The organism is Paenibacillus sp. J31R30, assembly GCF_059692115.1.
On sequence record NZ_JCAUAV010000003.1, the window covers coordinates 1,062,823 to 1,076,690 of the forward strand.

Sequence of the window (13,868 nt, forward strand, 5' to 3'; positions counted from 1 at the left end):
ATGAAGCAAAAGCTTTCCAACGGGCAAGTTGTTATAAATACGATATTCGTGTTCGTATCGGCTGTCATGCTAATCCCTTTACTTCTCGTCATCTCCATTTCGTTATCCGACGAATCGTTGTTAATTAATGATGGATATAAGTGGATACCGGAGAAATTGAGCTTGCTCGGTTACCGCGTGATGATCAAATCTTCGAGAGCAATCGTGCATGCTTACGGTGTGACGGTATTGGTTACTGTGATTGGTTCGGTTGCGGGCTTGCTGCTAACCGCGATGACCGCGTATACGATATCCCGCAAAGACTTCCGATATCGTGGACCGCTTACCTTTTATGTATTTTTCACGATGTTGTTTCAAGGTGGAATTGTACCTCTCTACATTTTAATGACGCAATATCTCCATCTTCGTAATACGTTGTGGGCACTAATTTTGCCCTTGCTGATCAATCCTTTTTTCGTCATGATCATGAAAGGGTTTTTTTCCAAGATTCCCGGAGAGATCATCGAATCGGTGAAGATGGACGGAGCTAGCGAATGGCGAATTTTCTTACAGATCGCACTGCCATTGTCAAAGCCGGCACTGGTCACGATTGGGCTTATGCTCGCGTTCGGTTACTGGAACGACTGGTTCTACGGATTGCTTTTGATAGACGATCAGAAATTTGTTCCACTCCAATTGCTTTTGTACCGCAACATGAACACGATCGAATTCTTAAAAGGTAGCATGATCGCTCAGCAATTCAACATCGATGTATCTAAGCTTCCAAGCTTATCTGCCAGAATGGCCATGACCGTATTAGCAGCTGGTCCTATGATGATCATTTTCCCATTTTTTCAAAAGTATTTCATATCCGGATTAACCGTTGGGGCGATTAAAGGGTAAAGAAAACTCATTTTAGGGGGAAAAAGTCAATGGTTCGTAAATTAATCGGCAAAAAAACAGGGGTTTTCATGGTAGCAAGCTCTTTGCTCGTTCTATCGGCTTGCAGCAATAGCAACACTTCGAATCCATCGCCTTCCGCAAGCGCAGCTAACCCGTCCGCGAGTCCGTCTGCATCCACTGCCGCAAGCGCAGTTCCGGCTTTGAATCCGGTGGAATTGGTATGGTACTATCCGCAGCCTAACGCTCAAGCCGACTTGAACTCGGTAGAAGAGGCTGTCAACAAAATTACGAAAGCCAAAATCAACGCAACGGTGAAGCTTAAGCCGATCGATTTCGGTGATTACAACCAACGCATGAACACTGTAGCAGCTTCCGGTGAAAGTTTCGATATTGCCTGGACTTCCAATTGGTTGTTCGATTACGTCGGCAATGCCAACAAAGGCATTTTCGCTAATCTCGATGATTTGCTTACCAAATACGGCGCCGATCTAAAAGCGTCATTGCCGGAATTCATGTGGAAACAGGTGCAAGTAGGCGGCCACATCTTAGGTGTGCCCAGCTATCAGAGCGTAACTGGCCGCGAAGGATATATCGTTCCGCAAGAAGCGATCACCAAATACGGTCTCGACGTTGCTTCTGTTAAGAAGTTGGAAGATATCGAGCCGCTTCTTAGCAAAATCAAAGCAGGCGATGCGAAGATTTCGCCAATCGTCATGGACCGTAACGGAATGTTCGGTTATTTGACCAATGCGCAAGGCATGGATACCGTTCCGATCACGAGCAATCCTCCTGTCGGATTCTACAATTCGGACAATTCGATCAAGCTGTTCAACGTTTACGCATCCCCTGAATATAAGCACTATCTGGATGTCGTAAGGGGTTGGTATCAAAAAGGATATATCAACGTAGACGCTCCAACGCTCAAAACAGTAGATGACGTAACGAAAGCTGGCAGAGGCGTGATCACGTACTCCAACGGTCTGAATCCGGGAACGGAAGTTTCCGTCTCCAATAACCGTTATAACAGCAAACCGGTTGTATTCGCTCCTTTGACTAATTTCCTAGTGAGCTCCAACCCAGGTATAGCAACCGTCAACGCCATCGGTAAAAACTCCAAAAATCCTGAGCGTGCGATGATGTTCCTAAACTTGCTCAACACGGATAAACAATTGTTTAATACGGTCGCCTACGGAATCGAGGGCAAGCATTTCGTTAAAACCGGCGACGTGATCAAAATCAAACAAGACGGAGGCTATGCTCCTAACTCCGCTTGGGTCTACGGCGATACGTTCAATGGCTATTTGCTTGATGGTCAACCGGCGGATACGTTCGCAGTCCAAAAGAAAACGAACCAGGATGCTAAACCAACGCTTATCGTAGGCTTCAAATTCGATCCTAGCTCGGTTACGACCGAAATCGCCAATGTGCAATCCGTCCTTGACGAATATTTGCCAGGTCTGAATACTGGTGCGATCGATCCTGCCAAGAAACTTCCTGATTTCCTTGACCGTCTGCAAAAAGCGGGTCTGGACAAAATTATTCAGGAAGCTCAAAAACAAGTGAATGCATGGAAAGCTCAAAACTAATCGGTAGGCAATAATCGATCGCTTAACGGAGGTTACAACGGAATGAACAGATTAGATAGAGAAGAGCGGCTGCGTACTTGGTACCGCGATGCGCGAATTGGTCTGTTCTTGCATTGGGGCATGCGCACAGGAGATTATGTTCAGGATCCATTCGCCCCTGGAACACCCTACTGCTACGAGACCGTCGAGGCTTTCGAACAGGCAGCAGCACAATCCGGCTGGAGCGCTCAGCGGTGGGTATCCACTGCTAAGCGCCTTCGGGCCAAGTATATTACGGTCGCTACGTTTCATTGTGATATGGGTTATTTGAAAATATGGCCCTCTTCGGTGCCCGGAAGTCCATGCACAAAGCGAGACTACTTGAAAGAGCTTATCGAAGCTGCTGACTCGGAAGGCATTCGAATTGTCGTCTACATCAACCGGGATTCCAAAAATGCCTATCATCACGGGGTTCATTGGTTAGATCGGCAAGCTTATCGCGATTACAAAAACGATGAGAACATCGATATCGTAGCCCGCGATGGATACCTGACTTACAGTATGGACGTAATGACAGAGTTAGTCGCGAACTATCCCCAAATCGCAGGATTTTGGTTTGATGGGTATCACGACAAGATTGAGGCGAAAGAGATTTTCGGTAGGCTCCATCGGTTGAAAGAAGAACTCATCCTAATCAACAATGATTTCAGCAACGGCCCCGTCGAAGAAGAAGATGCGATGGCGCTCGAGGACTTCGGCAAAGCTTGCGTTCCGGAGTTTGATTATACGAGCGGCACTTGGGTTGGCGCTGGCGATAAAGAATTCGCTTTTAAGATGAAATGGGATTGGTTTTATCTAGGGGAAGGCAAGCCAGATTGGAACAGCTACGAGATGAACTATGCGAATGTCGCGAGCAATCAGACGTTCGTCAAGCGGATCGTTACCATCGCGGGTTCTTCCTGGAACGCCCATCTGGGTTACGGTCCGAAGATCGGGGGTGACTTTCCGGAAGTCGTCGAGGATTTCACCGCACATTTCGAACGGTTCATGTCCTGGGCTTTCGAATCGATCTACGGAACGGTAGGTGGCGGCCACGGCCAGAAAGGGTTCCCTCCAGGTTATTGGAATGAGGGTTCATATGGCGTGACAACTTTGGTTCCCGGAGGAAATACGCATTTCTTGCATGTGTTGATTCCCCCGGTAGGCAACGAACTGGTCTTACCAGATGCGGGTTATAACGTGGAGCAAGTAACGGATTTAAAAACGGGCAATGAACTCACTTTCGAGCAGCTTGACGGAATGTTGACGATCAACATCCCTACTTGGGAAACCAACGAAGTTGATGGTGATACGGTTCTTAAGCTGACGACGATGTCCAGTTTGAGAATCGTTGCGAGAGATCAGATTACCGTAAGCGCAAGCTCTGAGCTTCCGTACTGGCCTGCCGTTAACGTATTGGACGGACATTATGGACGGATGTTCAGAGGAGCTACGGTCAATAACTGGCCGCAAACTTTGACGTTGAACTTGGCAGTCGAAGCCTCTGTCAGAGGATTAAGCTTGGTTCAGCCAGAGACTGGCGCAGTCGCCGAAGGTGGTTACGCTGCCCCTGTCAGCGAACGAATTAAGGCATTTGAAGTTCATGTAAGTCAAGACGGAATCCATTGGGAGGAACCAGTCTTGCGTGGTGAACTGCGGAATCAGCGGGGCAAGCAAGTCATTCTGTTTTCACCCGTTTCGACTTCGCATGTCCGGTTCACAGCGTTTAGCAATTATGGCGGATCGGGAACTTTCCAATTGATTCATGTTGATGTTTTGATTTAGATGCAATCAGCGATTTATTGCGCTATCCGGTGGTCTCTGAAAATGAGGAGAGGGTAAGGTATTGCATTCAGTGCAAGAAGCGAGTAAATTTTGGGGAAGATCCGAGCCTCCTTTACTTGAAGGGACAATATGATCTACAGTCGTTGCGGGACGTCCACACCACAAACAAGAGTAATGATCCCGATATAATGCAGCTTTTCGATAGTCTCGAAATAAAAATGGGTTGTAAAGTAATTGGATTGTCTGCTCGTCGATCCAGACTGCACGGGCTCGATTAACTTCCCTCCAAGCCCGGTGAAGTAAACATGGGGTTAGTTTTTGGCCATCCACATTGAGTACTCGTATCATAGTCAATCGCCTCCTAAGGCTAAAGTTAGTATAACCACAGACAATATGTTTATTTGATACGTGGTTATGTCTGTTGGAGACGAGAAGAGTATCGGATATGTTAAATACCTTAGAAGCTCGATAACAAGAAGCCTCGCTGAGAAAGCCCCCGCGGGGCTTTTTCGTATTATTAAACCTTTAAAGTTCTTTGTTTATACATTGTTTTTCCATTTATAAAAGATAAACACGAAAAGTGAGCAGAACCCTAATTACTTTAAAGGGCTTCTGCTCACTTTTTCATTAGTCTTGGATTCGGTGCTTGGGATAGAAATGAAGTAATCCGCACAGATTACCATTAAATGCTTGCTTTCAATAACAAAATTTAAAAATGAGCATATAAAATTTAACAAAAATATGTTAGGAGCGATTAAAGATAATGACAGAATTAGCGCAATTAAAAACGGAGGAACTAAAAAGAGAAGATTTTGAAAAGGAGTACAAGGCATATATGGAAGCACAGTGTACTCATGAGTTTGCGCTAAACAATAAATCAACAATTTACGTTTGCAAGATCGGATTGGCGCAAGGAGCTAACACTAATGATTCCGAACCTGGCAGGAATCTTAATACAGGTAACGTTGCTTTAGGTGTTGAGCTTCAGCCAGGCAATATTAGTACTGTCAATATTGTTGACAGAAAAGTAGCTGCAAATATAGCAAATCTTTCTCTCATATATAGAATTATAGCTTCTGGGGAAGAGCTTGTAACGGAATTTGAGGAAGTTCGTGCGCCAAATGACGAATATTTAACTTTCGTTACGTGGACAATAAAGGATCCGGAGAATTTCGAACAGGAAAATTATCCAAAACCAGGAATTGAAGTGATTATTAAAACAAATAATACAACTCAGTCACCAGGTCCGACGATGTAAGACAACCATTTTAAGCCCCCTATCAAAGGAAACACATCAAGTTCTTGTCAACGGAGACAGAGACAAGAGCTTAGAGCGAGACATTTTTGGTTGATAAGGGCGGCGCTGCTTCGGCAGCTCTTTTGATTTAGTTATTGCCAATTAAGCCCTACCACGAAAAGCTGTCCGCACTCAAGCGGCAGCTTTTTCGATTTAGCATTTTGCATAATTTTTTTAAAGAAATATGTCGATACCTAAAAAAAACACTCCAACAGCTAAAGTTACTCCATATTCTTCAAATATAAGTATGCATTACGATATAATCAACACAAATTGATAACGCTTACATGTAAAAAATCATGGGATGAGGGATTTCTATGAGAAATTGGAAATGGATGGCGAGTACAATGGCGGTTGTATTAAGCGTTGGCGTGATCGGTTGCTCAAATAGCGCCGACACTAGCAAGCCGGCTGATACGAAGCCTGCAGAATCGGCTAAGCCCGCAGCAGAGACGCCGAAGGCGCAGCAAGGCCCAACGAAGTTTAGTATCTCGTTACGTACGCTTAACTTTGACTATGTAGAAAAAGCAGCCAACCTGAACGAGGACAAATGGGTGAAAGAACTCGAGAAAAAGACGAATACCGACCTTGATATTCAACTGGTCCCTCATGCCGAATTTGAAAAGAAAATGGTCCAAATGTTTGCCACAGGCGACATTCCGGATGTTGTGCAAGCAGGCGCCGGCACAAGCGGGAAAGAGCTAGCAGGCTCCGTGCAAGCAGGCATATTCCTGGAGCTGAACGATCTGATTAAGCAGCATGCGCCGAATTTGCTGAAGGTAATTCCGCAAGCGGCTTGGGATGAAGTAACGCTCAACGGCAAAATCTATGCGATTCCGGAATTTATTTCACAGCCATCCCGTAGAGCGACTTGGGTACGTGAAGATTTAATGAAGAAGGCAGGTATTACGAAGGATCCGAAAACGGTTGACGAATATCTCGAAATGCTGCGCGCCTTCAAGAAGATTGGCGTCGAGCACCCGTTCATGGGTCGTCAGGATTTTAAATACGCCGATATATTCTTCGGAGCCTACGATGTATATCCGTATTCGAGCCAATATGAAGTAGTTGACGGCAAAGTTCAGCCGAAATTTTTCGATACCGGTAATATGCAAAAAGCGTTGACAACGTATAAAACGATGTTTGACGAAGGGCTGATCAACAAAGAATTCGCAACGATCAATCCGACGAATTTCAAAAATATTATTTTGGCCGGTAAAGCAGGCATGTGGGAAATGAATGCTCAGGAGCTCATTCAATGGGAAACACAATTGAAGGCAGCTGTGCCTGATGCGAAAATTAAAATTATTACTTCCCCAGTAGGAACAGATAGCAAAGGCGGCGGTTACTTATACTCCTCCGGAGCGCGTGCATACTTTATTAACTCCAAAATTAACAAAGACAAAATTGCAGGCATTCTGAAATTCTTTGAATGGCAGGTATCCGAAGAAGCAGACAAATGGTTTGACACGACGCTGCCGATCAACCCGAAGACAGATGGGGAAGTTTCCGAGCAACGTTATTTGAGCGGATTCCTTCATATGGTGAAGGATGATGCTTACCGTAAGCAAATTTTGAATGCAACGCCAGAAGGGCAAGCATTACTCAAAACGTTCGAAACGATTTTGCCGAATGAAGGACGTGGAGGTCTTGAGTTCGATGTGGCGCTTCCAGCTATGGTGAAAAATCCGGATATCGCCGCTTTGTCTGATACGGCAGCTCCAGTACTGATTGGGCATATGGTCAAAATGGTGTACGGCAAAGAGCCGATCTCGGATTGGCCGAAGGTCATCGAAGAGTGGAAGTCTAAAGGCGGAAACGATGCACTGAAGGAAGCAAATGACGTTTATCAAAAGAAAATTGGCTACAAGCTGCGCGGTCCAGAAGCGCAAAAGTGGAAGCAATAAGTTGAAAAGAAGCCAGCAGGAGGGACATCCGCCATGCTGGCTTTTCACTTTAGAACGCATCTGTTACGGGTGACACATGCCTTTGAACTTATATGAATATTCCAAGTTAAGACTCGTTCTAATTGACCTAAGTTACCTTATACCAGAACTCGGCGTAGCAGATTTAACAGGAGTAGCATTGCTTTCAGAAACATTATTTACCGCTGTGACCTTGTAGTAGTATGTTGTACCAATTGCGGCTGTTGTATCTGTGTACGTCGTACCGCTGACTCTGGAGCCTATCGTCTGGTACGTACCGTTCGCAGCGTTTGAGCGCATCACGTTATAGCCAGTCGCACCTCCAACTGCGTTCCAACTGAGGATAATTTTCCCGGTTCCGATATTTGTATCTGCATTGAAATTCTCAGGAGTAAGTACTCGCACAGGTAGAGGGTTTACGGGTATTACTGGTTTAATTGGTCCCGGAATAATTATAACGTCATTAGGATCATACACCGGCTTAGCCTCTTTGATAATGGAGTCCTTGCTTTCATTATCAAAACTATTGACAGCTGTAACTTTGTAATAGTAGGTTTTACCGTTTTCAACTGTTGTATCTGTGTACGTCGTACCGCTAACCTTGGAGCCTATAGTGGCATAGGTACCATCGGAAGCAATCGAACGCTTGACATTGTAACTTGTTACGTCGGCAACGGCGTTCCAGCTAAGCGTGACCTTTCCGTTTCCGGCTGATGCCGTGAAATTGTCGGGAGTATGCGGTAATACAAATTGGCCGGCATTTGGTAGATTAACTCCTGGCGCTAAGTCGATGATGTCTCCTCTTCCCACAGATGCCTCATTGCTGCGCTCACTTTCCCCGTTTCCATCCACTGCCGTAACGACGTATCTGTAAATTTTGTTAAGATCTACATTCTTATCTGTGTGCGATCTCGTCTCGACATTATCAGCAATGGTTTCAAAGTCATTGATGGCAGTATTAAATCGCTTCACGTTGTACTTTTTAAAGCCGCTGATTATGTTGCTTTCTGACTCCCAAGTGAGAATAACGCCTTCAGCATTCCTTGCTGCAGTTAAATTCTGTGGCGGTGCAGGCACAATCTTAACAGGCAAATTAACGGAAGGTAAGCTTTCACCATGTTCGTTCACTGCTATTATTTGATAGTTGTACGTATTCCCTTTCAGTACAGTGGAATCTTGAAACGTAACACGGTCGAGGGAATTGGTTTTAATTTGACCACTAGACGCATCCGTACGTTTCACAATATAGCTCTTAGCCCCATCTACGTTGTTCCAACTCAATATAACATCGGTTCGGATACTGAGAAGTTCATTATTCTTACCTTTTGTCTCCCTTACGTCAATTAAAGAAGCTTTCAAATTATCGGGCGGCGGGGGAGGACAATGGATATCTTCCTGGAAGAGATTGGCGTTTAAGTTAAGCAAATTCAACCTGAATTCATCTGATGCTACTAACACATCATAGCCCGCGATCACATCCAATTTAAGAAAAGCGTTGACACCTATTGAGTCGCATCGCCCCGGTTCGTCAGTCTGACTAAACTCGCCCTGTATCCCCGGATAAAGTGCAATACCAGCATAAGCCATATCTAATAAAGTCAGTGTTAATTGAAATTCAGGACCAACGGCAAGACTAGCATTCCCCATGGCGTTTACATCTAAAGTTGCCGTATTCGTAGTTTTATCAATGGATCGGAAACCATCGCTAAATGAGAAGCTCATTCCTTCTTCGAGATGAAATTTGTCCTCAAATTTAATTTCTACTGATGCACTAAAATTCGGATCGATTCTCAAAACCAGCTTACCTTTAACGAATACCCCAGTAAAGACGGGCACATAGAATTCCGTCAATGGAATGAATGTGGACTCCGTTGCGGCTCCAGCAGCTCTCAATGTCACATTAGTCGTGATATCACCAAGTAGAACTAGTTTTGAGTAGAAATCTATATCCACGTCTACATCGAACCAATCAACATCAATATCAACGTCAATACCAATATCTGCATTTACACCTAAGTTACAGAAGTTCATACGAGCATCAAAAACAAGCCCTCCATAGTTTGCGTCATCCCAGGCAATATTGAAACAGGGAGCAGTTAATGACGTGTCCTGTATGGCTACTTCATTTGTATGAATTTGGATGGCAGGGTCAACTGCGACGAGCATTTTTGGATTAATTGCTTCTGTAGTATGGATGTCAAGCTTCGAGAAAACCTCCCTCAGCTTAGGGACGGACGTTTTCACAACAAAAGCACCGTTCTCTTGGCTGATGGATTCCACCTTTTTTGCAATACCGCCAAAATATTTATCATTCGGCGGCATAACAAACACATCGCCAACATTCAACTTCAAGTTCGGATCGTTAATGACCCATGTAACATCGTCACGTTTCGAATAATTCGTACTTTTTCCTTGTTTTACTTCAGGTTTGTATTCGACTATTTTGCGGGTACCTTCCGGCGCCGGTGTCGGCAATTGCCCCGGCGTATAATGAAGAGCACGAACTAACATAACTGCAGCTTCCGCACGAGTAGAATTATTGCCGCCTTTGAACGTACCGTCTGGATAACCTTGAATAATTCCCGTACCTAACGCGGCTTCGATCAAGTCACGATTCTGTTTAATATCCGCTTGATCATTTACTTTTGCAAGTAATTTTTCTTCCTTTTGAGGAGGAAGCTGTAACGCTCTGACAATCCAAACCGCCATTTCATATCGCGTAATGGGCTGGCTTGGCTTAAAACCATCTGGAAAATCGCTAAGAAGTAAAATGCCGTTCTTTACCCCCGCCGCTATATAAGGCACAGACCAACGACCTTGTTCGACGTCTTTAAACGGAACATTGTTGGAGGTTTGCGGATATTTCCGCAGCTCTACAAGCATCTTCAGAAACTGCTCACGCGTTACTTGCCCAGAGGGCTGAAAAGTTCCGTCTTCAAATCCGCTCACGATGTTGGCTGCGGAAAGTTCCATAATTTCGTTGTAAGCCCAATGCGACTTAATATCGCTGAAAGTAACAGGTTTACCTCCACCATTGTTATTGCTTTCAGCAGCTGCTAGATACGGAGTGACTATGCTGAACAGCATCAGGAAAATGGATGTCAGGAGCAATGATTTATAGCTTCTTCTAAAAATAAAAACACCTCCCATTTTTTAATTAGAAAAAGTAATCTTGGTTGCATAGACGATCAGCGTTGATTTTACTGAATTACTTTTCTTAATTATTTCATGTTACCACAGCTATAAATAGACCAATATTATCCCAAAGGTGTAGAAAAGGATGATTTTATTACCATTCTGCATCCATTTTTTTTCATTGATTTAAGCCGAATTTAATGAAATCAAAAGAACTAAACCGAATAAGCTAATAGCATGTATTTATTTTTCTTATCTTTATATCCCTAATTGGAAACTTCACAAAAAAAATAAACAGAAAAAGAAATAGAAGATGGCGTTCTAATAGTCCTGGAAGCAGTGACGGCTATGATAGTGGTGGAAGCGACGGCGGTGGAGGGGGATGAATGAAAAAGCCATCCTGCTCCCCCAAAGCTCATTACAATAGAAACCGCGATCCTTTGGGATCGCGGTTTTTGTATATCAGGTGATATTCATGCACATTCATTCTTGCCTCGCGTATTTCGGATCTTCCTTTAAAGGCAGGGAATTGGTATAGAAAGTCGAAAAAATAAAGTGGAATATAAACTAGGAGGTATAGGAGAATGATTGAATTTGTTCGTATCCACCATGTGAGTCTTGCTGTTAGAGATCTAGAAATTTCAAGAGAATTTTATACCGAAGTCCTTAAATTCCAAGAAATTGAGCGTCCACCTTTTAAATCAAGTGGTATTTGGTTTGCGGTTGGTGATCAACAACTTCATTTACTTGAACACCCCAATGGCGAAACCCTTCGAAAAAGCGGGATAGACTCTGTGGATGGTCATTTTGCCATCTGGGTAAAAAGTTATGAAAAAACAATCGATTGGCTAAAGATGAATGATGTTAGTTACGAAGCAAGACCTAACAGTGTTGCTGGATTTGCTCAAATTTATATTTTGGATCCAGATCATAATATTATCGAATTAGACGCATCGTACGATTCATAACTATCCTTCGATCATCCTGGAAAGCAACAAATGATTGGATGCCTTTTCGTAACGAACGGATAGAATATTGGAATTAGTCGAATATTTTTGAATATATAAGGAAAGTACCAGCAATCGTCCATAGATCTGCTGGTTTTTTAGTATATTAATAGGAGGACACTTGAAATGAGAGTAGAAAATGATTCCCAGATTCCGAAATTAAGTGAATTTGATCTCATAGAACAATGCCTCCTTGTCGGACGTGACCATGAAATCAGCCTATTTCAAAATCGTTTGTACACAGATCCTATTTCTGGTGGCATCATTAATATTTACGGAACAAGCGGTGTAGGGAAAAGTTATCTTTTGAATGAGTTTCGAAGAATCTCCGTTATGGCAGGAGCAAAGTACCTAATGGTTGATTGCCGCGTATTGCCGAGAAATGCACATGACATTTGCTTGCACTTGCTAAGTGTGTTCAAACATCCAGTCGATCGTTTGGAGCAAACGACCGCTATCGATCAGTTGACGGAGCTTTGCGTCGCTACGATTCGATCCTATGCGAGCGGCGATAAACTAATCTTAGCCCTGGATACGTTCGAAGCATTCGGAGAAGCTGAGCACTGGCTAAGAGAGAGGCTGCTGCCCTGCTTGATACCGGATATACTCGTAGTCATATCCGGCAGATTTCCTTTGCAGGGCTCTTGGCTGACCTCACCGGGTTGGAGGCGACTCGTTACCAGAATGCCGCTAGCGGAACTTAATTATGAATCGGTTAACAAATATTTGAAACTGTCCGGCATTACACAGCTAAACAGCACGCATCAGATATGGGCTAGAACCAAGGGTCATCCATTGACACTTTCGCTGCTTGTCTCAACGATGCTTGTCGGCTCTACTTCTCAATCGCTTGTTCCAGACGATCGTGACGTATTTTCTCACGTTGTCACTACCTGGCTTCAAGAAGTCCCTGATCCGGATATGAAGGAAATCGTAGAAGTAGCGTCCGTATTACGCCATTTCAACCTCGAATTGCTGAATTATGTTCTAGGGAAGAGCGTCACAAGCGAGCAATTTCACAAATTAATTTCATATTCTTTCGTGCAACGGGTTGAACGCGGATGGTTATTACATGACTTATTACGCGATGCCATTGGGTTTGAGTTTCGCCACCGAAGTCCGGATTTGTATAATCAGCTCTGGTTGCGCTCTGCAGTTTATTATTCTGATAAAATTAAACGGAACACTAAGGGCGGTATGGCCGCTTGGGAGAACGCTGAAATTCTATTTTATATCGGAAACCACTTTATTCAATTTCTTTTATATCGTCAGTCGATAATTTATAGTATGGAGCAGCTGCATCCCGCGAATTGGGCAGAAGCTGAGCATTATATAGGACAGAGGCGGCTTACAGCAAAAGATGGCAGCGTAGTATACGTGGACCGGGAAACAAACCAGCAAGCCACGTATCTAATGACGGCTAGGGAAAGCCTAACTATATTAAACCAAATACAATTAAGAGAACTTTACGAGCTAGACCCATCTTGCATAAAGCTCATAAGGAACGAAAAAGGTAACATTTACGGAGTCATGGTGAGCATTCCCATCAACGAGCTTACCATGGATTATTTAAGATCCAGCCCCGTATCTGCCGCCTATTTTAATCAGATTTCCGAATCCGAGAGAAAAGAATTGAGCGTTCGCACGCATACGAAAGCCGGTTATTTTGTTAAAGCTGTCGATGTATATGATTACTTTGATCCGAGCGTGATGCAAGCAGCAGTATCCACAATTATTACCTATATATTGACAGCAGGATATGTTGTTGCTTCTCCAACGGCCAATCCCGTTTCGGAAGCAATCCTTTTTAGCCTAGGAATGGATAAAAAAGAGGGTATCGTTCATTACGATTACGATGGCGAGACGCCAACTCCTTATTATGTAATGGATGCGAGAGGAAAAAAAATTTTACCCTATATGGAAAAAATGATCTCTTCCTTCGGCCTTCCCTTGTCAGATAAAAAAGACGATCCAATTTTTGATGACCAGCTATCCCCCCGAGAGAATGATGTCGTGAAATTGGTCATGAAAGGGAGTTCCAACAAAGAGATTGCAAACGAATTGTTTCTGAGCGAGGCCACCGTAAAAAAGCATTTATCTAATATTTTCGAAAAGTTAGGGATTAAAAACAGGGTTCAGCTAATCAACCTATTCAATAGAGATTCGCGGAATTGAAACAGTCCGGTGTGTTGTGTTTTGTGTCCCCGATACACCTTTTCTATACTCCTTTAAT

General features: G+C 43.8%; 9 protein-coding genes. 7 read left to right on the top strand and 2 right to left on the bottom strand.

Annotation, left to right across the window (positions count from 1 at the left end):
* The 3 genes from AC58QO_RS16625 to AC58QO_RS16635 are packed head-to-tail and all read left to right on the top strand — an operon-like array spanning window position 1 to window position 4,271.
* Window positions 1-882 carry a carbohydrate ABC transporter permease gene (locus tag AC58QO_RS16625; protein WP_497267338.1) on the top strand — a complete coding sequence of 294 codons (882 nt, stop codon included), beginning with the start codon at window positions 1-3 and terminating at the stop codon, window positions 880-882.
* 29 nt (window positions 883-911) lie between these two features.
* Window positions 912-2,468, top strand: a complete 1,557-nt coding sequence (locus tag AC58QO_RS16630; protein WP_497267340.1) for an ABC transporter substrate-binding protein — start codon at window positions 912-914, stop codon at window positions 2,466-2,468.
* Window positions 2,469-2,510: 42 nt separating this feature from the next.
* The gene (locus AC58QO_RS16635) at window positions 2,511-4,271 is read left to right on the top strand and encodes an alpha-L-fucosidase (protein ID WP_497267342.1); all 1,761 of its coding nucleotides are present in this window, start codon (window positions 2,511-2,513) and stop codon (window positions 4,269-4,271) included.
* A gap of 6 nt (window positions 4,272-4,277) precedes the next feature.
* Here AC58QO_RS16635 and AC58QO_RS16640 read toward each other — a convergent pair whose 3' ends face one another.
* The gene (locus AC58QO_RS16640) at window positions 4,278-4,619 is read right to left on the bottom strand and encodes an HNH endonuclease (RefSeq protein ID WP_497267344.1); all 342 of its coding nucleotides are present in this window, start codon (window positions 4,617-4,619) and stop codon (window positions 4,278-4,280) included.
* 415 nt (window positions 4,620-5,034) lie between these two features.
* Here AC58QO_RS16640 and AC58QO_RS16645 point away from each other — a divergent pair, with 415 nt between their 5' ends.
* Both AC58QO_RS16645 and AC58QO_RS16650 read left to right on the top strand, forming a co-directional pair.
* Window positions 5,035-5,529 (top strand): hypothetical protein, encoded by a 495-nt coding sequence (locus AC58QO_RS16645; RefSeq protein WP_497267346.1) that lies wholly within the window; start codon window positions 5,035-5,037, stop codon window positions 5,527-5,529.
* Window positions 5,530-5,885: 356 nt separating this feature from the next.
* Window positions 5,886-7,475 (top strand): type 2 periplasmic-binding domain-containing protein, encoded by a 1,590-nt coding sequence (locus tag AC58QO_RS16650; RefSeq protein ID WP_497267348.1) that lies wholly within the window; start codon window positions 5,886-5,888, stop codon window positions 7,473-7,475.
* Between the two features lie 132 nt (window positions 7,476-7,607).
* On the opposite strand, the gene AC58QO_RS16655 is transcribed toward AC58QO_RS16650, so the two are convergent.
* Window positions 7,608-10,604, bottom strand: a complete 2,997-nt coding sequence (locus tag AC58QO_RS16655; RefSeq protein WP_497267350.1) for an S-layer homology domain-containing protein — start codon at window positions 10,602-10,604, stop codon at window positions 7,608-7,610.
* A 608-nt stretch (window positions 10,605-11,212) separates the two neighbouring features.
* On the opposite strand from AC58QO_RS16655, the gene AC58QO_RS16660 reads away from it, so the two are divergent.
* Together AC58QO_RS16660 and AC58QO_RS16665 are read left to right on the top strand one after the other, a co-directional pair.
* On the top strand, window positions 11,213-11,596 hold the full coding sequence (locus AC58QO_RS16660) for a VOC family protein (RefSeq protein WP_497267352.1): 384 nt from the start codon (window positions 11,213-11,215) through the stop codon (window positions 11,594-11,596).
* Window positions 11,597-11,761: 165 nt separating this feature from the next.
* Window positions 11,762-13,810 carry a response regulator transcription factor gene (locus AC58QO_RS16665; protein ID WP_497267354.1) on the top strand — a complete coding sequence of 683 codons (2,049 nt, stop codon included), beginning with the start codon at window positions 11,762-11,764 and terminating at the stop codon, window positions 13,808-13,810.
* Window positions 13,811-13,868 lie beyond the last annotated feature (58 nt).

Bases quoted from the DNA above. Each gene is read 5' to 3' on its own strand.
- AC58QO_RS16635 (WP_497267342.1), top strand. From the start codon at position 2,511: ATGAACAGATTAGATAGAGAAGAGCGGCTGCGTACTTGGTACCGCGAT.
- AC58QO_RS16650 (WP_497267348.1), top strand. From the start codon at position 5,886: ATGAGAAATTGGAAATGGATGGCGAGTACAATGGCGGTTGTATTAAGC.
- AC58QO_RS16625 (WP_497267338.1), top strand. From the start codon at position 1: ATGAAGCAAAAGCTTTCCAACGGGCAAGTTGTTATAAATACGATATTC.
- AC58QO_RS16645 (WP_497267346.1), top strand. From the start codon at position 5,035: ATGACAGAATTAGCGCAATTAAAAACGGAGGAACTAAAAAGAGAAGAT.
- AC58QO_RS16640 (WP_497267344.1), bottom strand. From the start codon at position 4,619: ATGATACGAGTACTCAATGTGGATGGCCAAAAACTAACCCCATGTTTA.
- AC58QO_RS16665 (WP_497267354.1), top strand. From the start codon at position 11,762: ATGAGAGTAGAAAATGATTCCCAGATTCCGAAATTAAGTGAATTTGAT.
- AC58QO_RS16630 (WP_497267340.1), top strand. From the start codon at position 912: ATGGTTCGTAAATTAATCGGCAAAAAAACAGGGGTTTTCATGGTAGCA.
- AC58QO_RS16660 (WP_497267352.1), top strand. From the start codon at position 11,213: ATGATTGAATTTGTTCGTATCCACCATGTGAGTCTTGCTGTTAGAGAT.